The following is a 17,179-nucleotide window of genomic DNA, read 5'->3' on the forward strand; positions in this document are numbered from 1 at the left end:
GACGTCGCTCAGGACCACCTCGTGTGCCGAGGTGAGCTCCGGTGTGCCCTGCTCGCTCACGCGATGCCGCCCTTCTTGCGGCGCCGCCGCATGATCGCCGCGGTGCCCACGAGGGCCACAGCAGCACTGGCCGCCCCGAGGGCGGCGTCCTTGCGGTCGAGGCGTCGGGCCGCGACCGCGTGTGAGCCCCGGATGGTATCCAGTAGAACCCCGAGGCAGGTCTCATTGTCATGGGTGGGTGTCCACCCGTGCGCGCGCAGGGTCGACGAGGGCACCACCCAGGGGAACGCGACGAACGCGAGGTCGCTGGCCGGGGCGGGCAGGACACCGACCCGGTGCAACCGGTCCGCGGTGCCCATCGCGGCACCCATCGAGAGCACGACCTGCCGCATGCCGGTGAGCCGTTCGAGGTCGGACGCACCGAGGTGCCCGTCCGCCCCGACGGTGACGACCGGACCCAGTCCCTGCGCCAGCACGGTGGTCACCGCGGAGCCGAGGTCGTCGACGTGGCAGAACTGCCAGGCGGCATGGGCGCCGCGCACGGTCAGCAGGCGCGGCGCCTCGAAGTGCCTGGTGATGACCGTGTCGACCCCCTCACCGACGAGCGCAGCTGGTCGGACGGCGGTGATCGCCAGGCCGGGGTGGACGTCGCGCGCGACGGCCACGAGCTGCTCGACGTCCATGAGGTCGCCGACCTGCCCCTCGTCGGACGGCGCGTGCAACGGCGCGTCCTCGTCCAGCGGCACCGGGTTGTCGGGCTGCGCGCCGTAGGCCTGCGCACCCGTCACGACCGCGAGGTGACGCACCCCGGCGGCGGCGGCCGCCGTGATGACCGTCTGGGCCCGGCGCAGGTTGCGCTCGCGCCGGGCGCGGGCGCCCAGGGCCAGGTCCGCGACGAGGTCGGTGCTCGCCGCGACGTATGCCGCCGCGTGCACTCCGCGCAGCGCCTCCACCAGGCGCGGGTCGCCGGGGTCGGCAGCCCGGAAGTCGACCCCGCCGACCGACGGCCGCTCCAGGTCGACCGCGACGACCCGGCCGATCCGGTGCTCGTCACCACCGGCGACGCTGGTCCCCCGGGCTGCCGCGGTCACCAGCGCGCGCAGCACCGCACGGCTGGCCGGACCGCCGGCGCCGATGACGGCGACGTCGATCGCAGTACGCCGCGAGCGAACGCCGCGTCCGTGGGAGCCCGCAGGGGAACTCACTGTGACCTCCGCGTGGTTGTCTAGAGACAAGCATCCTCTCAGGACTCATCAGGAGACGCTGTGCCCGACCACCCCCAGTCGCCCGACCCCGCTGCGGGAGAGCCCGACGATGAGACGTCGTCCGGCTCCGGGCTGCCCCCCGAGATCGAACAGGTGCTCGCCCGCCTGACCGGCGGCCCTGTCGACCCCGAGATGGCCAAGGCCTTGAAGGACATGGGGATCGACCGCATCGACCCCTCCATGATGGAGATGATGGTGGGGCAGATGCAGGCGATGTTCGCCAGCACGGACACCGACGCCTTCAACGTCGCGCTCGCCACCGACACCGCCCGCAAGACCGTCTCGGAGGCCGGCGACGCCGTCGTCGGAGAAGCCGCGAGTCGCCAGACCGCCCAGGCCGCGCAGGTCGCCGAGCTGTGGCTCGACGAGGTCACCTCCTTCGAGGCCCCCGGCATCACCACGCACGCCTGGAGCCGGGCCGAGTGGGTCGAGGCGAGCATGCCCACCTGGCGCACCCTCGTCGAGCCCGTCGCCGAGGGGGTCAGCCGCGCCGTGGGCGACGCCATGTCGGCCCAGCTCAAGGAGCTCGGTGAGGGCGCCATGCCCGAGGGCGTGCTCCCCGCCGGCATGGACCCTGCGGCGATGATCAGCCAGATGGAGCCGATGCTGGCCAGGATGAGCGCCTCGATGTTCGGGCTCCAGGTCGGCCAGGCCGTCGGCGCCCTCGCCAGCGAGACGGTCAGCGGCACCGAGGTCGGGCTGCCCTTGGTCGCCGACCGGTCCGTGGCGCTGCTGCCGGCCAACGTCGAGGAGTTCGCGTCCGGGCTCGGGATCGACCTCGACCAGGTGCGGCTCTACCTCGCGGTCCGCGAGGCTGCCCGGGTCCGGCTCTTCTCCGAGGTGCCGTGGATCGGTCCCCAGCTGCTGGCGGCCGTGCGCGACTACGCCCGCGACATCACCATCGACACCGAGCGCATCGAGAGCGCCCTGCAGTCGGTCGACGCGACGGACGCCCAGGCACTGCAGGCCGCGCTCCAGAACCAGCTGTTCCGCCCCGAGCCGAGCGCTGCCCAGCGCGCTGCCCTGTCGCGGCTCGAGACCTCGCTGGCCCTCGTCGAGGGCTGGGTCGATGTCGTCACCGAGCGGGCCACTGCCGGTCACCTGCCGCAGGCAGCAGCGCTCGGCGAGGCCGTCCGCCGGCGCCGGGCCACGGGAGGACCCGCCGAGAAGGCGTTCGCCGGGCTGGTGGGGCTGGAGCTCCGCCCGCGTCGGCTCCGGGACGCGGCCAACCTGTGGGCGGCCCTGGAGTCCAGCCGCGGACCCGAGGGGCGCGACGCGGCCTGGGGCCACCCCGACGTCGCGCCGACGACGGCCGACCTCGACGACCCGCTGGGCTACGTCGAACGGTTCGGCWGCTCGGAGTCGAGCGCCATGGACGCCGCCCTCGACGACATCCTCAGCGGCGGCGACGGCTCCGGTGGTGGCGGCGAGCCCGGCGAGGGGCCGCGGTGAGCGGCACCACCACGGGGGTGCCGGCGGCCTACCTCGCCCTGCGCGAAGACGCGACTCGGGTGCTGCAAACCTGGCACTCGGGTGACTCCCAGCAGCAGCGGCTGCGCGACGAGCTGCTCGCGCACTGTGACGCCCACCCCGACGCGATGTGGAAGCAGGGACCACCCGCGCACCTCACCGCGAGCGCCCTCGTCCTCAACAGCTCCCTCGACAAGGTCCTGCTGACGTTGCACGCCAAGGCAGGGATGTGGTTGCAGTTCGGCGGTCACTTCGAGCCGGGCGACACCTCCGTCCACGCCGCCGCAACCCGTGAGGCGCGCGAGGAGTCGGGGATCGACGACCTCGTGCTGCATCCCGAGCTGCTCCACCTCGACCGCCACGCGCTGCTCGCCTCCGGGTTCGGTCGGTGCGCCGAGCACCTCGACCTGCGCTACGCCGGCATCGCCACCGACGAGGGTGTGTATGCCGTGAGCGAGGAGTCGCTCGACGTCGCCTGGTGGCCGGTGGACGCGCTGCCCGAGGCCAGCCGGCACGAGATCGAGCCCCTCGCCCGGACGGCCCGTCGACTTTTGGGCTGAGTCAGCCCGTGGCTGAGTCGAGGCAGCGCGCTGACCGTCTCAGTCGTCGGAGCCGAACCGCAGCGCCGCCTGACCCGGCTCCTCGAACGGCCCGTCGGACAGGTCGAGGCCGGCGGTGGCCGCGACGCCCTCGAGGTAGCCCCTGGCCCGCTCGAGCTGGGGGTAGCCGTCGATCAGGGCCCAGAAGTCGGGCCCGTGGTTGGCGGCCAGCAGGTGGGCGAGCTCGTGCAGCAGAACGTAGTCGATGACGTAGGCGGGCATGCCCTGCAGGCGGGTCGAGATGCGGATCGAGCCGTCGGCAGGGGTGCAGGAGCCCCACCGGGAGTTCTGGTTGGTGACCCAGCGGATGCTGGTGGGCCGGGCCCGGCCCCCGAGGTGCTGGCGCGACAGCTCGGCCGCCCGCCGCGACAGCTGGGCGTCGCTGGGCCGCCGCCGCTGGTCGCCCTTGGCCAGCCGCTCGACCATGGTCGCCACCCACTGCCGCTCCTCGGCCTTGGTGAAGCGGTCGGGGATCAGCACGATCGTGCGTCCGCCCTCGCGGTAGGCGCTGACGGTGCGACGCCGGCGCCGACTGCGCCTGACCTCGATGTCGTCGTTCCCCATGCAGACGAGGATAAGTGAGCGCGCCGACATCGCCCGTGACCCGGCGGGTCTGGCGCGCCACAGCGGGACGGCTCGCGCCTAGCCCAGCAGCCTGCGGAGCCGGCGGTCGAGGATCTGCACGGCGGGGCCGAAGACGGCATGCGACTCGTTGGTGGTCTGGCCCATGGCGTAGCGGTAGAAGATCTGCTGGGCGATCACCGCGAGCCGGAACAGCCCGTAGGCCTCGTAGAACAACGCCTGCCCGGGCGTGAGGACGAGCCCACGGCGTTCGGCGTAGCCATTGACCATCTCGGCCCGGGTCAGCATGCCGGGGTGGTTGGTCGGGACCCGGCGGAACTGCTGGAAGTCCGGGTCGTCCTCGGCATCCACCCAGTAGGCCATCGCCGCGCCGAGGTCCATGAGCGGGTCGCCCACCGTGGCCATCTCCCAGTCGAACAGCCCCCGGATTCGCGTGGGGTCGTCAGGGTCGAGGACGAGGTTGTCGAACTTGAAGTCGTTGTGGATCACGCAGCTGCCGACGTCGTCGGGCTGGTGCTCGTCGAGCCATGCCATGGTCGACTCGAGGTCGGGCTGGCCCTGGGTCACAGCAGCCCGGTAGCGCGCGGACCACCCCTCGACCTGGCGTCGCACGTACCCGTCGCCCTTGCCGAGGGTGTCGAGCCCTGCCTCCGCCGCGTCGACCGTGTGCAGCCGGACGAGCACGTCGAGCATGCCGTGGCACAGCGCGGCGGCCTGCTCCGGCGAGACCGGCACCTGCAAGTCGCGGCGGGGCACGATGCCGACCAGCCGCTCCATCACGTAGAACTCCGACCCGATCACGCCGGGGTCGTCGCAGAACGCCACCATCGTTGCCACGTAAGGGAACTGGGTGCGGAGCGCGGCCTGGATGCGGTACTCGCGACCCATGTCGTGAGCGCCCCTCGCCTTGGTGCCGGACGGTCCGCGGCGCAACACCAGGTCCAGCCCGTCGAAGCGCAGCAGGTACGTCAGGTTGGAGGCGCCACCGGCGAACTGGAGCACCTCCGGCACCCCGCCCAGCCGACCGGCATACTCCTGCGCGGCGTCTCCGCGCAGCCACTCCACGGCGGCTGCGACGTCGAAGGCGTCCTCCGACCGCACCGGCGTCGCGCCGGCGACGGCGGTCACTCGTGCCTCGCCAGCTCGAGGCGTCCCACCACGCTGCGGTGGACCTCGTCGGGGCCGTCGGCCAGGCGCAGCGAGCGGGCGCCGACCCAGGCCGCCGCCAGCGGGAAGTCGGTGGTGAGGCCACCGGCGCCGTGCAGCTGGATGGCGAGGTCGATGACCTCAAGCGCCATGGCAGGCACCTCGACCTTGATCTCGCTGACGGCCGACAGCGCCTCGCGCGACGGCCCCTGGTCGAGCAGCCACGCCGCATGCATGACGAGCAGGCGCGAGCGGTTGATGGCGATGCGGGCGTCGGCGATCTTCTCGAGGTTGCCGCCGAGCCGGGCGATCGGCTTGCCGAAGGCGGTGCGCGACTGGGCCCGTCGGCAGGCCAGCTCGAGCGAGCGCTCGGCGAGCCCGATGGCGCGCATGCAGTGGTGGACCCGGCCGGGGCCGAGGCGCCCCTGGGCGATCTCGTAGGCACGCCCCGGGCCCAGCAGGATGTTGGCGGCGGGCACCCGGACGTCGTCGAAGGTCACCTCGCCGTGACCGAGTGGCTCGTCGTGGTAGCCCATCGTCGAGAGCATCCGCGTGACCGTGACCCCCGGGGTGTCCCGCGGCACGAGCACCATCGTGTGCCGGGCGTGCCGGTCGGCCTCGGGGTCGGACAGCCCCATGAACACCAGGATCTGGCACTCCGGGTTGCCGATACCGGTCGAGAACCACTTGCTGCCGTTGATGACGACCTCGTCGCCCTCGACGACCGCGGTCGCAGCCATGTTGGTCGCGTCGGAGGAGGCCACGCCCGGCTCGGTCATGCAGAACGCACTGCGGATCCGGGCGTCGAGCAGGGGCTCGAGCCACTGCTGCTGCTGCTCGGGGGTGCCGTACCGCAGCAGCACCTCCATGTTGCCGGTGTCGGGGGCGTTGCTGTTGAACACCAGCGGCGCGATGGCCGAGCGGCCCATCACCTCGGCGACCGGGGCGTAGTCGACGTTCGACAGCCCCTCACCGCCGTCGGTGCCGAAGTCCGCGGCATAGCGGCCGGCATGTTCGCGCGGAAGGAAGAGGTTCCAGAGGCCCTGAGCGCGGGCCCGCGGTTGGAGCTCCTTGATGACGGGCGACGGGGCCCACGGGTCGCCCCCGCTCTCACGTCGTCGCAGCACCTCGGCGTGGAACTCGGCCTCGACCGGCTCGATCTCGGTGTCGAGGAACCTGCGGACGCGGTCGCGCAGGTCGGTGGCGCGCGGTGACAGGGAGAAGTCCATGCGCCCGACCCTAGCCTCGGGCCGCTCAGCGTCCCCGGAAGGTCGGGGCCCGCTTGGCGGCCGCCGCCGCGATGCCCTCGTGCAGGTCCTCGGTGGCGAGGGTGACTGCCTGCGCGAGGGCCTCCCACTGCAGAGCGTCGTCGAACGTCGCGTGCCCGCCGTCGCGCACGGCCTGCAACGTCAGCGTCGTCGCGATGGGTGCTGCGGCGGCGACTCGCTCGGCCGCCGCGACCGCGTCGGCCAGCACCCGCTCGGTCGGCAGCGCCTGGGACACGAGGCCCAGCGCCAGTGCCTCCTGCCCCGAGACGACCCGGCCTGTGAGCAGCAGGTCCCGGGCGACCGCACGGCCTGCGACGTCCGGCAGGGACCAGGTCGTGGCCATGCCCGGGTGCAGCCCCAGGGAGGTGAACGGCACGCCCAGCCTGGCGTCAGCGGCGGCATACCGGATGTCGCAGGCGAGTGCGAGGGCGAAGCCCGCGCCGATGGCGTGCCCGTTGACGGCCGCGATCGTGGGAACCTCGAGGTCGCGGATCGACAGCCACGAACGGTAGAAGGCGAGCATGCGAGCCCGCAGCTCGCTGACCGGGGCGTCGGGGTCCTTGACGATCCACGACAGGTCGCCTCCGGCGCAGAACGCGGGCGCTGCTCCGGTCACGACCACCGCCGCAAGCGCCTCATCGGTGCGCAACAGCCCCATCAGCCTCACCCATGACGCCGTCATGGCGGTGCTCATCGAGTTGCGGCGCTCGGGCAGGTCCAGCGTGACCACCGCGATCCGGCGTCCTGAGGCCTCCCTGGCCTCCACCCGCAGGTCGTCGAACTCGGCTCCGGACCACGACTGCGGGCTCATGGGCCGAACCCTAGAGGCCCCCGCTGAGCACGACGCACGCACCCCCCTTGCGGGATTTTGTGCTCAGCATGGTCTAAGTTGGCCGAAGTCCGACGGCGCACCGTGTGCCGTGAACAAGAGGAGACATGGCGATGGCTGAAGAGACCTACAAGGGCGAGTTCTACTGCGTGAAGTGCAAGGAGAAGCGCGAGGCCGAGGGCCGTGTCGTGGAGACCAACGGTCGCCGCATGGCCAAGGGCGTGTGCCCCGTGTGTGGCACCAACCTCAACCGCATTCTCGGCAAGGCCTGACACCAGGCTTTCCGCTCGTGAGGGGCGGGTCCGACCAGACGGTCGGACCCGCCCCTCGCCGTTGCCGCCCTGTGGACGACGCGCGGGGCGGCCCGTTGGGCCTGTGCCAGATTGGCGCCGTGACCCGAGAGCCGCTCCTCACGTGCCTGTGGCCCGTCCTGCGCCGCGGCTCGGGGACCGTGCAGTTCGGCCTCGACCCGGCCAGTGCGCTGGTGATCACGGGGGTCACCGACGAGCAGGCCGACGCGCTCCGCTCGCTCGACGGCACCCACCGTCTCCCGCCGGTCCTCGACGCGGCGCCGGACCTCGTCGCCCTGCTCCGCCGGCGCCGCATCCTCGTGACGAGCGACGAGCTCGCGCTCACCCCTGAGCCGGCCCGCGGCCTGTGGCGTGCCGAGGTCGAGTCCCTCGTGCGGGCGGCCGGTCCCCGACCGGCGTATGCCGCGTGGTCGCGGCGCACCGCTGCGCGCGTCGTGGTCGCGGGGCGGGGTCCACTGCCCAGCAGCGTCGCGGTGCTCCTGCGCCGAGCGGGCGTCGGCACGGTCCGCGTGGTCGACGCCGGGGCCGCCGAGCACCCCGGGCCTGCACCGCTAGACCCACCCACCCTCGTGGTCCACACCGCCGCCCACGCGGTCGACCCGGTGGTCGGCGAGCGCTGGCGCCGCCACGGCATCCCGGTGCTGCCCGTCGTCGTGACGGCGGCCGAGGCGGTCGTCGGACCGGTCTGCACCACGGGCGCCCCCTGCCTGCGCTGCCTCGACCTGACCCGCGCCGACCTCGACCCGCAGTGGCCGACGCTGCTCGGCCAGCTCACCCGACCCCGGGTGGGGCCCACCGCCGAGGTCGGCGGAGAGGTGCCCCTGGTGGCTGTCGCGGCCGGGCTCGCCGCCACCCTGGCACTGTCGAGCGTCGACGGCGTGAGCACGCCGCCCGGGCGCTCGCTCGAGGTCTCGATGCCGTGGCCCGCGGTACGCCAGCGCCAGTGGGACCGCCATCCGCAGTGCGGCTGCGCGAGCGCCGACACGGTGTCCGTGCAGCCCGCCGACCACACCCGTCGACACGGTGCCGACAGGCCGTCTGGGCAACCCGCCGACGCGACGGGCGCCGCACAAGCCAGAATGGCCGGATGAGCGAGATCCCTCGGCGTGCGGTCAGCCGCACGGCCCGCCTGGCCAGCCTGCCCCTGGGCTTCGCCGGGCGCACGGCCGTGGGGTTCGGCAAGCGCGTCGGCGGCAAGCCTGCCGAGGCCGTGGCCGCCGAGCTGCAGGCCCGCACCGCCGAGCAGCTGTTCAAGGTGCTCGGCGAGCTCAAGGGCGGCGCGATGAAGTTCGGCCAGGCGCTGTCGGTCATGGAGGCCGCGCTGCCCGAGGACCTCGCCGGCCCCTATCGCGCGACGCTGACCAAGCTCCAGGAGGCCGCTCCCCCGCTGCCGCCCGCCACGGTGCACAAGGTCCTGGCCGCAGAGCTCGGGCCGCGCTGGCGCACCGCGAAGTTCGAGTCCTTCGACGACGTCCCCGCTGCCGCCGCGTCGATCGGGCAGGTGCACCGGGCCGTCTGGCGCGACGGCCGCGAGGTGGCCGTCAAGATCCAGTACCCCGGGGCGGGCAAGGCCCTGCTGTCCGACCTGAACCAGGTGTCCCGGGTTGCCCGGGTCGCAGCGGGGTGGATCCCCGGCATGGACATCAAGCCCATCCTCGAAGAGCTCAAGTCGCGGATGTCCGAGGAGCTCGACTACAACCTCGAGGCCAGCAGCCAGCGCACCTTCGCCAAGGCCTTCCGCGGCGACCCCGACTACGTCGTGCCCGACGTGCTGGTGCACAGCGAGCACGTCATCGTGTCCGAGTGGCTCGAGGGCACGCCGCTGTCGCAGATCGTCGCGTCGGGGACGCAGGAGCAGCGCGACGCGGCCTCGGCCAAGTACATGGCGTTCCTGCTGGTCGGGCCGGCGCGGGCCGGTCTGCTGCACGCCGACCCGCACCCCGGCAACTTCCGGCTGATGCCCGACGGACGGCTGGGCGTCATCGACTACGGCGCGGTCAACCGGCTGCCGCAGGGCCTGCCACCGGCGATGGGGTCGCTCGTCGCGGCCGCCCTGTGTCACGAGGCGGGTGAGCTCGAGGCCGGCCTGCGGTCCGAGGGGTTCATCAAGCCGTCGATGTCACTGGACGCCGAGGCCCTGCTGGACTACCTCCAGCCGTTCATCGACCCGCTCATGCACGAGCAGTTCACCTTCAGCCGGCCGTGGCTGCGCGGCGTGGCCGGCCACGTCAACGACGTCCGCAGACCCGAGTTCCTCGTCGGCATGAAGCTCAACCTGCCGCCGTCCTACCTGCTGATCCACCGCGTCTGGCTGGGCGGCATCGGCGTGCTGTGCCAGCTCGGTGGCACAGTGCGGGCGCGCGAGATCGTGGTCGAGCACATGCCCGGTATGCGGCTGCGTCACCTGCCCCCGCCCCTCGCCTGAGCTCTGCGTCCCTGGCGGGGACATCACCCGGGCCTCACCACCAGGCGGAGTCGAGCTTGCCCTCGATCGAGCGCAGGTGCTCACGGCTGCAGCGGTCGCAGGTCCAGACCTCGCGGCCGTTCTCGGTGCCACGGGTCCAGGTGATCGCCGCCAGCGCCGGGTTGCTGGAGGTCGTGCCGCACGTGGCGCACACCGGCAGGGCCACGTCGGCCTCGTCAGCACCCACCGGCTCGGCTACTTCGCCGCTGACTTGGCGGACGTCCTGCGCGGCGAGGCAGAGGCCTTGGTGCCGCTGGAGTCCTTCGGCGGCAGCGCGGCTGCCTTGGCCTTTGCATCGGCCTTCGCCGCCTGCTTGAACTCGCGCACCTTCAGCAGGGACTCGGCGTCGACCACGTCGGCCACCGAGCGGTAGGACCCGTCCTCGGCATACGGCCCGACGGCCTCCTGCCACCCCGCGGGGCGGACGTCGAGCTGCTTGCCGACCAGGGCCGCGAAGATACGGGCCTTCTGGTCACCGAACCCGGGCAGGTCGCGCAGCCGCTGGAGCAGGTCGCCGGCGTCGGCAGCCTGCGTCCAGATCGTCTCGGCCCGGCCGTCGTACTGGTCACGCACGACGGCGGCCAGCTGCTGGACCCGTCCCGCCATCGACCGGCCATACCGGTGGATCGCAGGCGGCGTCGCGCACAGCTCGGCGAACGCCTCGGGCTCGGCCGCGGCGATGGCGTCCGGCGCCAGCGTCCCGAACCGGCTGAGGATCTTCCACGGACCACGGAAGGCGTGCTCCATCGGGTACTGCTGGTCGAGCAGCATGCCGACGAGGAGGGCGAACGGGTCGTTGCTCAGCACCTCGTCGGCGGCGTCGTCCTGGGCGATACGGATCTGCGTGGCCATGCCGGCCAGCCTAACGAGCGCCGCTCAGAGCAGGTAGACGAAGCCGGGGCCCTCGTCGCGGTACGGGATGTCGAGGGCGTCCAGCGCGGGCTTCCACGAGCCGGTCACGCTCGGGTCGGACCCCTCGAACCCGTGGTCGGCGGTCAGCACGAACGTGACCTCGTCGAGCACCCCGAGCGTCTCGAGGTGGTCGAGGAACACGCCGAGCCGGGCGTCGCTCTGACGCAACGACTCCCGAGCCATCTCGGAGCGGGGGCCGCCGCCGTGGTGACCGGCGTCGGTCACGGTGCCCGCCCACCAGGTCAGCGCAGGAGCGTCCTCGGCCGCCTCCCAGAGCTGCAGCACCTGCTGGAGCCCGAGGTCGTCGACCTGGACGGCCCACCGGTAGTAGGCGTCGGCCAGCGACTCGCGGCGCCGCACGAAGGGCGACTGCTCCGGGTCCGGCAGCAGCCCACCCATCCCGTTGGTCGCCGCCTCGAACCCGCCTGCTGCCCGCAGCAGCGACATCGTCCCGTAGTCCGCACCGCGGTCGATCGCCTCGTTGACGCTGGCGGTGCGCGGGGAGTCGCTGGCCGGGACGACCTCGTTCACGAGCTCGAACACCGTTCGCACCGAGGGCCGCAGCCACTCTGCCGACCGGTGCCAGGTCGTGGCGTCGTTGGGCACCACCTGCTCACCCGTGGCTCGGTCGAAGAACACGTTGCCCAGGACGCCGTGCCGCCCGGGCCCGACCCCGGTGAGGATCGAGGTGTGGTTGGTCAGCGTGACACTGGGGAACTGGGCGACCGCACCGCCCCGCAGCGCCAGCCCCCGCGAGACCAGCCGTGCCAGCGCCGGCAGCTCGCCCTGCTCGCACAGGTGCAGCACCTCACCGCAGTGGGCGCCGTCCCAGAGGATGCCGACGACCCGCCGCGGCGCCCGCGACGCGTCCGAGCCCTCGTCGTCGACACCGTGGTCGCCCCCGTCGAGGTATGCCGTGAGCACCTTTCCGTCGAGCTCGCCACCCTCGGCGTCGCGCAGGGACGCCAAGGGCACCCCCGCGGCATACGCCATCGTGGGTCCGACGTCGACGAGGTGGGCGTGCCCGTCGACGTACCCCAGCCGGCGCACCCCGGCGCCGGCGAGGACCAGCGGCGCGCGGGACTGGATGACGTCGAGCGAGCCGTGCTCTCCCACGTGCCCGCCCTCGTCGGGGAAGAAGTGCCGCGGCGTGTGGACGACGGCGACGTCGGGGCTGCGGTCCGCGTCGGCGAACAGCGACCGGATGCGTGCGGAGGCATAGGGATAGGCGTTGTCCGTCGAGAGCCGCGGGCCGGCCTGCTCGACCTCGACCGCGTAGGGCAGGAACGCCATCGGGTCCTCGCTCGCGATCGGGTCGGTGCCGTGCAGGACCTCGTGCCGGCCGTCGTGGTGGAGCCGCACCGCCCCGAGGTGGTTGGCCGCATGGGGCACGTCCTCGTCGACCCACACGACCAGGTCGACCACCGCGGCGAGCTCTGCGGTGGTCAGGGCGGCGACGACGGCATCGCGGTCTGCGGCTGCGGGCATGGCGCGACTCTAGGCGTGGCCCCACCCGGACATGGAAGAACCCGCCGGGACACGGTCACCGCGTGGTGCGGCTGACGGTCCCGACGGGTCCTGGTGGCGGGTCACCGGGCCAGCATGCGAGGCAGGGTCAGCAGCATGTCGTGCTGGACCTGGACCTCGAGCCGGCGCTGGAACTCCCGCTGGCGGCGCTTGCGATGCGCGCGCGCCAGATCGGCGTACAGAGCCTGGAACATGGTGTTTCTCCTGTGCATGAAGGGTGTGAAAGCTGGGGTGGGACCGGCAGGGGTCGCGAGGGACCTGCCCGTGGGGTCGGCGTGGGCCGACCCCACGGGTGCCCCCTGGGGCTCCCCCTGTCGGTGGGTCGTGTCGGACAAGACGAGGGTCATGCCGCGACCGCGTCCTTGCGCGGACGGCCGCGCGGCCGCTTGCGGGCGACGATGGCTCCCTGGACGAAGAGCTCACCGCCCCACACGCCCCACGGCTCGGACCGCTGGATGGCGCCTGCGAGGCAGGCGGCCACGGCCGGGCACGTACGGCACAGCGACTTGGCGAACTCGACGTCGGCCGGGCTCTCGGCGAACCACATCTCCGCGTCGTTCTCTCGACACGGGATGCCGGCGCCTGCGATCGCGGCCTGCTCGTTCAGGTCGTGGAGTGCGCTCAACTGCATCGGGTGTCACCTCCCCTTCTCGTCCCCGCCACGGTGGTGGCGGCCCATTCGGTGTGGTTCTGACCGGGTCCCCGGGTGGGGGCCGGCCTGTTCTCATCGGTGTCGTGCTGCTTCATCTGGTGGTGCTTCTTCCTGCTGTGGTGGTGCGGAAGAAATCTGTTCGGACAAACAGAAAGGCCGCGGATCCCGGATGTCGGGTTCCGCGGCCTCGGAGAGGACCTGGGGCTTTCGCCTAGACAGGTGGTTCTCCGAAGGGGTGGAACTCGAGATCCTTGGTGGTGCTGCCGAAGCCGCCACCGACGTACGTCGGGGCCTGGAAGACACGGGCATCGGCGATCACGCGGACGACGGGCGAAGACACAGTGGTCCCCTGGGCCCAGTCACGGTTGCCTGCGAGGAGGATGTGGCCGGCCTCGGGGCACGCGGAACGGACGCGGGACGTGGACATCGCGTCGATCGTCATCGTGAGCTTCTCCATGGGGCCAACCTCCTTCGGTGTCTTGCGGGGCCCCAGCCAGTCGCGCGCGACTGCTGGGCTGTGCGTCCGTCCAGAGTAGGGGACTGCCGTCTGACGGGGCAACGTATTTAACGAGATTTCGTGTCACGGATCGGTGAACACCAGGTGATCACTCGGATTCCGTTGCAGCAGAAGCGATTTCGAGAACGGACTCGACGTCGGACCCGCCGATGAGAGCGAGGACCTGCTCGCCGTAGAGGCCGAGCTTGCGCGCCCCCACCCCGGAGATCTGGGCGAGCTCACCCTCGGACGCGGGCTCGCGCTCGGCGATCGCCGTGAGGGTGGCGTCGGTGAAGACCACGTATGCCGGGACGCTCGCCGCCTTGGAGACGGCCAGGCGCCACTCGCGCAGCCGCGCGAACGTCGCCTCGGAGTAGGTGGGCGGGCAGTCGTCGCACCGGCCGGTCTTGCGCTGGGCCGCCGTGGTCAGCTCGGTGCCGCAGCTGCGGCAGTGCGCGGGCAGCGCCGGCTTGAGCGGCTTGCCCGAGCGTCCGACGCGGCCTGTCCCCTTGGGCTGCGAGCGGGCGCCTTCACCGAGGATGCTTGCCGCGCCGTCGAGGAACCGCGAGGGCCGCCGCGTGGACCGGGCCCCGGGCGTCCGCGCACCCGACCAGGACAGCCGCAGCTCTCGGCGCGCCCGCGTCACGCCGACGTACGTGAGCCTGCGCTCCTCCTCGATGGCCTCGGGGGTCTCGGCCATCATGATCGGCAGGAAGCCGTCGGAACAGCCGGCGAGGAACACGACGTCCCACTCGAGACCCTTGGCCGCGTGCAGCGACGCCAGGGTCACCCCCTTGACGGCCGGCGCGTGCTGGGCGGCGGCGCGGGCGTCGAGCTCGCGCACGAAGTCCGGCAGCCTGGCCTCGGGGTTCGCGGCCACGAGGTCGTCGGACAGGGACGCGAGCGCCGCGAGGGACTCCCAGCGCTCACGGGCGGCTCCGCCGGACGTCGGCGCCTCGCGGCTCCAGCCGGCCCCGACGAGGACGTCGCGGGCCAGCTCGGGCAGCGGGATCGACCCGTCGTCGGAACGGGCGGCACCACGCAGGAGCAGCACGGCCTCGCGCACCTCGCCCCGGGAGAAGAACCGTTCGCCGCCGCGGACGAGGTAGGGGATGTCGCGCTCGGCGAGCGCCGACTCGAACGCCTCGGACTGCCCGTTGGTGCGGAAGAGGATGGCCATGTCACCGGGTGAGGCGCCCGACGCGACCCGCTCGGCGATCTCGCCCGCCACGGCGACGGCCTCGGCGGGGTCGTCGGAGTGCGCGGTGAGCGACGGCACCGGGCCGTCGCCGCCCTGGGCCTGGAGCTGGACGGCGTTGCTGCGCATCGCGCCGGACGGGCCGCGCACGACCAGGTTGGCCAGCCCGACGATCTGCGGGGTCGACCGGTAGTTGCGGACCAGCCTGACCACCCGGGCCTGCGGCCGCTTGGAGGTGAACTCGAGCAGGTGGCGCGGGCTGGCCCCCGTGAAGGAGTAGATGGTCTGGGCCGGGTCGCCCACGACGCACAGGTCGTCACGATCACCCACCCACAGCTCCAGCAGCCGCTGCTGGAGCGCGTTGACGTCCTGGTACTCGTCAACGACGAAGTGGCGGTACTGCGAGCGCACGGCGCGGGCGATGTCGGGGTGCTCGGCGACGATCCCCACCGTCAGGAGCAGCACGTCCTCGAAGTCGATGACTCCTCGGCGGGTCTTGACCTCCTCGTACGCCTCGAGCAGGCGCGCCATCGCGGTGTGGTCCAGCCCGGGAGGTTCGCGACGGGCGGCACGCGCCCCCGCGGCATACGTCTCGGGGGTCAGCATCGAGACCTTGGCCCACTCCACCTCGGCGGCCAGGTCACGGATGGCGGTGCGGTCGCGCGCGAAGTCGAGGCGCAGCGACGCCGCGGCCTGGGCGACGGCGGCGGCCTTCTGGCTCATGACCTCGGGAGCTGCGCCACCCACGGCCTGCGGCCAGAAGTAGTGGAGCTGGCGCAGCGCGGCGGCGTGGAACGTGCGCGCCTGCACCCCGCCGACCCCGAGGTCGCGCAGCCGGGTGCGCATCTCGCCGGCCGCCCGCGCGGTGAAGGTGACGGCCAGGACCCGGGGCGCCTGGTAGGCCCCGGAGTGCACGCCGTAGGCGATCCGGTGGGTGATCGCGCGGGTCTTGCCGGTGCCGGCCCCGGCGAGCACGACCATCGGCCCGAGCGGGTGCGCGGCGACCTCCCGCTGCTCGGGGTCGAGCGCGGCGAGGACGTCGTCGGCGGAGGGCGGCGTGGGGGCGCCGGGTGGCTGGCTGGGCATCGTCGCGATCCTCGCACGCCGCACCGACGCAGGGGCGAGCCAGGTCACACCCGGTGGACGGAAGAACCCACCGTTCACCTGTGTTGGGCACAATGGACGCAGAACCCCCCAGATCGGAAAGAGAATCGATGTCGGTCAACACCAAGCCCTCCGCCCCCGCCAGCGGCTCCGTCACGATGTTCAGCACGTCGTGGTGCGGTTACTGCAACCGGCTGAAGGCCCAGATGGGCCGTGAGGGGATCGCGTTCACCGAGGTCAACATCGAGGAAGACCCCGACGCGGTGAAGTTCGTGATGGACGTCAACGCCGGCAACCAGACGGTGCCGACGGTCCTGTTCCCGGACGGCAGCGCCGCCACCAACCCCTCCATCAACGAGGTCAAGAAGCGCCTGGCCTCCTGACCCCGGCGGTCGCCGTCAGTGCGTGGGACCCGCCACCGTGTCGAGGTCCTGCCCGAGCCAGCGCTCGATGATGCGGCGGGCGATCGACAGCCGGGTCGAGGCACTGACGCCCCCGTCGGCCAGCAGCCGCCGGTACTCGTCGCGGGTGAACCACCGCGCCTCCGCGATCTCGGCGTCCTGGAGGCGAAGGGTCGTGGTCGACGTCCGGGCCGTGAAGCCCACCATGATCGACGTGGGAAAGGGCCACGGCTGGTCACCGAGGTACTCCACGTCCCGCACCGGCACACCGACCTCCTCCTCGACCTCGCGCGCCACGGCGGCCGCCAGGCTCTCCCCCGGCTCGAGGAAGCCGGCGAGGATCGAGAACCGTCCTTCCGGCCACTGCGCCCCCCGCGCCAGCAGGATGCGTTCGTCGTCGTCGATGACGGACATGATCACCGCGACGTCGGTGCGCGGGTAGTGCTCGGTGCCGTCGCGCTCGCACCGACGCAGCCACCCGGCCTGGACGGGCTCGGTCGGCGCGCCGCATCGGGGGCAGTGGGTGTGCGCGCGGTGCCAGTTGGCCAGCGCGAGGACCGTGGTGAACAGCCCGGCGTCCCGGTCGCCGAGGTCGGCACCCACCTGCCGCAGGGTGCGCCAGGAGGGCGCCTCGCCCTCGTCGGCATCGCCCCAGACCCCCACGTATGCCGGGCCGTCGCCGTCCGCACCGAGGAAGACAGCCCGGGTGACCGGGTCGGTGTCCCGCGGTGGACGCAGGGCCAGCGCCGGCCCCGACGTGGCCTCCCCGACCGTGACCTCCACCCGGTCGCCGCGCAGCTCGACGACGTGGGTCGCCGGGTCGGCGAGCAGGTCGGCCACCAGCCCCGGCTCCAGGCGCCGGTCGGCGGCGCGCGGCAGACCGGGTCGGGCGAGCGAGAGATTCGGCAGAGTTTCCGACAGGAGGCTCACGCCTCCACCCTAGGCGCGCCCGTTC

19 protein-coding genes are annotated in these 17,179 nt (G+C 72.7%); 6 read left to right on the forward strand and 13 right to left on the reverse strand.

Going from position 1 to position 17,179, the window contains the following annotated elements:
* Nucleotides 1–56: 56 nt before the first annotated feature.
* Complete coding sequence (locus AC1DV7_RS09480; RefSeq protein ID WP_477596858.1) at nucleotides 57–1,205, reverse strand: NAD-dependent epimerase/dehydratase family protein; 1,149 nt, start codon at nucleotides 1,203–1,205, stop codon at nucleotides 57–59.
* A 60-nt stretch (nucleotides 1,206–1,265) separates the two neighbouring features.
* On the opposite strand from AC1DV7_RS09480, the gene AC1DV7_RS09485 reads away from it, so the two are divergent.
* On the forward strand, nucleotides 1,266–2,717 hold the full coding sequence (locus tag AC1DV7_RS09485) for a zinc-dependent metalloprotease (protein WP_477596860.1): 1,452 nt from the start codon (nucleotides 1,266–1,268) through the stop codon (nucleotides 2,715–2,717).
* Nucleotides 2,714–3,295, forward strand: coding sequence for an NUDIX hydrolase (locus AC1DV7_RS09490; protein ID WP_477596862.1), 582 nt, complete (start codon nucleotides 2,714–2,716; stop codon nucleotides 3,293–3,295). The genes AC1DV7_RS09485 and AC1DV7_RS09490 overlap by 4 nt, the downstream gene beginning before the upstream one ends.
* 39 nt (nucleotides 3,296–3,334) lie before the next feature.
* Here AC1DV7_RS09490 and AC1DV7_RS09495 read toward each other — a convergent pair whose 3' ends face one another.
* From AC1DV7_RS09495 to AC1DV7_RS09510, 4 genes are all read right to left on the reverse strand, one after another.
* Nucleotides 3,335–3,898, reverse strand: a complete 564-nt coding sequence (locus AC1DV7_RS09495; RefSeq protein WP_477596864.1) for a M48 metallopeptidase family protein — start codon at nucleotides 3,896–3,898, stop codon at nucleotides 3,335–3,337.
* Nucleotides 3,899–3,976: 78 nt separating this feature from the next.
* Nucleotides 3,977–5,044: a phosphotransferase family protein gene (locus AC1DV7_RS09500; protein WP_477596866.1), complete on the reverse strand. Its 1,068-nt coding sequence runs from the start codon at nucleotides 5,042–5,044 to the stop codon at nucleotides 3,977–3,979.
* Nucleotides 5,041–6,291 (reverse strand): acyl-CoA dehydrogenase family protein, encoded by a 1,251-nt coding sequence (locus AC1DV7_RS09505; protein WP_477596868.1) that lies wholly within the window; start codon nucleotides 6,289–6,291, stop codon nucleotides 5,041–5,043. Before AC1DV7_RS09505 ends, AC1DV7_RS09500 begins: the two co-directional genes overlap by 4 nt.
* 25 nt (nucleotides 6,292–6,316) lie before the next feature.
* The gene (locus AC1DV7_RS09510; RefSeq protein ID WP_477596870.1) at nucleotides 6,317–7,141 is read right to left on the reverse strand and encodes an enoyl-CoA hydratase/isomerase family protein; all 825 of its coding nucleotides are present in this window, start codon (nucleotides 7,139–7,141) and stop codon (nucleotides 6,317–6,319) included.
* Between the two features lie 131 nt (nucleotides 7,142–7,272).
* On the opposite strand from AC1DV7_RS09510, the gene AC1DV7_RS09515 reads away from it, so the two are divergent.
* The 3 genes from AC1DV7_RS09515 (at nucleotide 7,273) to AC1DV7_RS09525 (ending at nucleotide 9,895) form a co-directional block, all read left to right on the forward strand.
* On the forward strand, nucleotides 7,273–7,431 hold the full coding sequence (locus AC1DV7_RS09515; RefSeq protein ID WP_091788997.1) for a DUF5679 domain-containing protein: 159 nt from the start codon (nucleotides 7,273–7,275) through the stop codon (nucleotides 7,429–7,431).
* Between the two features lie 119 nt (nucleotides 7,432–7,550).
* Entirely contained in the window at nucleotides 7,551–8,561 is a 1,011-nt protein-coding gene (locus tag AC1DV7_RS09520; protein WP_477596872.1) for a hypothetical protein, read from the forward strand.
* Complete coding sequence (locus AC1DV7_RS09525; RefSeq protein ID WP_477596874.1) at nucleotides 8,558–9,895, forward strand: ABC1 kinase family protein; 1,338 nt, start codon at nucleotides 8,558–8,560, stop codon at nucleotides 9,893–9,895. The genes AC1DV7_RS09520 and AC1DV7_RS09525 overlap by 4 nt, the downstream gene beginning before the upstream one ends.
* A 34-nt stretch (nucleotides 9,896–9,929) precedes the next feature.
* Here the strand turns inward: AC1DV7_RS09525 and AC1DV7_RS09530 are convergent, their stop codons facing one another.
* The 7 genes from AC1DV7_RS09530 to AC1DV7_RS09560 form a co-directional block, all read right to left on the reverse strand.
* Complete coding sequence (locus tag AC1DV7_RS09530; RefSeq protein ID WP_477596876.1) at nucleotides 9,930–10,121, reverse strand: hypothetical protein; 192 nt, start codon at nucleotides 10,119–10,121, stop codon at nucleotides 9,930–9,932.
* Nucleotides 10,122–10,129: 8 nt separating this feature from the next.
* Nucleotides 10,130–10,786: an HhH-GPD-type base excision DNA repair protein gene (locus tag AC1DV7_RS09535; protein ID WP_477596877.1), complete on the reverse strand. Its 657-nt coding sequence runs from the start codon at nucleotides 10,784–10,786 to the stop codon at nucleotides 10,130–10,132.
* Between the two features lie 24 nt (nucleotides 10,787–10,810).
* Nucleotides 10,811–12,334, reverse strand: coding sequence for an alkaline phosphatase family protein (locus AC1DV7_RS09540; RefSeq protein WP_477596878.1), 1,524 nt, complete (start codon nucleotides 12,332–12,334; stop codon nucleotides 10,811–10,813).
* A 101-nt stretch (nucleotides 12,335–12,435) separates the two neighbouring features.
* Complete coding sequence (locus tag AC1DV7_RS09545) at nucleotides 12,436–12,567, reverse strand: hypothetical protein (protein ID WP_477596879.1); 132 nt, start codon at nucleotides 12,565–12,567, stop codon at nucleotides 12,436–12,438.
* A 149-nt stretch (nucleotides 12,568–12,716) separates the two neighbouring features.
* Complete coding sequence (locus tag AC1DV7_RS09550; RefSeq protein ID WP_477596880.1) at nucleotides 12,717–13,004, reverse strand: WhiB family transcriptional regulator; 288 nt, start codon at nucleotides 13,002–13,004, stop codon at nucleotides 12,717–12,719.
* Between the two features lie 232 nt (nucleotides 13,005–13,236).
* Entirely contained in the window at nucleotides 13,237–13,482 is a 246-nt protein-coding gene (locus AC1DV7_RS09555; RefSeq protein ID WP_477596881.1) for a hypothetical protein, read from the reverse strand.
* 148 nt (nucleotides 13,483–13,630) lie between these two features.
* Complete coding sequence (locus AC1DV7_RS09560) at nucleotides 13,631–15,805, reverse strand: ATP-dependent DNA helicase UvrD2 (RefSeq protein ID WP_477596882.1); 2,175 nt, start codon at nucleotides 15,803–15,805, stop codon at nucleotides 13,631–13,633.
* A 128-nt stretch (nucleotides 15,806–15,933) separates the two neighbouring features.
* Here AC1DV7_RS09560 and AC1DV7_RS09565 point away from each other — a divergent pair, with 128 nt between their 5' ends.
* Nucleotides 15,934–16,206 (forward strand): mycoredoxin, encoded by a 273-nt coding sequence (locus AC1DV7_RS09565; protein ID WP_477596883.1) that lies wholly within the window; start codon nucleotides 15,934–15,936, stop codon nucleotides 16,204–16,206.
* Nucleotides 16,207–16,221: 15 nt separating this feature from the next.
* On the opposite strand, the gene nudC is transcribed toward AC1DV7_RS09565, so the two are convergent.
* Nucleotides 16,222–17,154: an NAD(+) diphosphatase gene (gene nudC, locus AC1DV7_RS09570; protein ID WP_477596884.1), complete on the reverse strand. Its 933-nt coding sequence runs from the start codon at nucleotides 17,152–17,154 to the stop codon at nucleotides 16,222–16,224.
* Nucleotides 17,155–17,179: the final 25 nt, after the last annotated feature.

Source organism: Pedococcus sp. P2_E4 (genome assembly GCF_056403935.1).

Excerpts from the sequence above, each read along its gene's own strand:
- AC1DV7_RS09495 (WP_477596864.1), bottom strand. The coding sequence starts at position 3,898 with ATGGGGAACGACGACATCGAGGTCAGGCGCAGTCGGCGCCGGCGTCGC.
- AC1DV7_RS09505 (WP_477596868.1), bottom strand. The coding sequence starts at position 6,291 with ATGGACTTCTCCCTGTCACCGCGCGCCACCGACCTGCGCGACCGCGTC.
- AC1DV7_RS09510 (WP_477596870.1), bottom strand. The coding sequence starts at position 7,141 with ATGAGCCCGCAGTCGTGGTCCGGAGCCGAGTTCGACGACCTGCGGGTG.
- AC1DV7_RS09515 (WP_091788997.1), top strand. The coding sequence starts at position 7,273 with ATGGCTGAAGAGACCTACAAGGGCGAGTTCTACTGCGTGAAGTGCAAG.
- AC1DV7_RS09525 (WP_477596874.1), top strand. The coding sequence starts at position 8,558 with ATGAGCGAGATCCCTCGGCGTGCGGTCAGCCGCACGGCCCGCCTGGCC.
- AC1DV7_RS09535 (WP_477596877.1), bottom strand. The coding sequence starts at position 10,786 with ATGGCCACGCAGATCCGTATCGCCCAGGACGACGCCGCCGACGAGGTG.
- AC1DV7_RS09540 (WP_477596878.1), bottom strand. The coding sequence starts at position 12,334 with ATGCCCGCAGCCGCAGACCGCGATGCCGTCGTCGCCGCCCTGACCACC.
- AC1DV7_RS09545 (WP_477596879.1), bottom strand. The coding sequence starts at position 12,567 with ATGTTCCAGGCTCTGTACGCCGATCTGGCGCGCGCGCATCGCAAGCGC.
- AC1DV7_RS09550 (WP_477596880.1), bottom strand. The coding sequence starts at position 13,004 with ATGCAGTTGAGCGCACTCCACGACCTGAACGAGCAGGCCGCGATCGCA.
- AC1DV7_RS09555 (WP_477596881.1), bottom strand. The coding sequence starts at position 13,482 with ATGGAGAAGCTCACGATGACGATCGACGCGATGTCCACGTCCCGCGTC.
- AC1DV7_RS09560 (WP_477596882.1), bottom strand. The coding sequence starts at position 15,805 with ATGCCCAGCCAGCCACCCGGCGCCCCCACGCCGCCCTCCGCCGACGAC.
- AC1DV7_RS09565 (WP_477596883.1), top strand. The coding sequence starts at position 15,934 with ATGTCGGTCAACACCAAGCCCTCCGCCCCCGCCAGCGGCTCCGTCACG.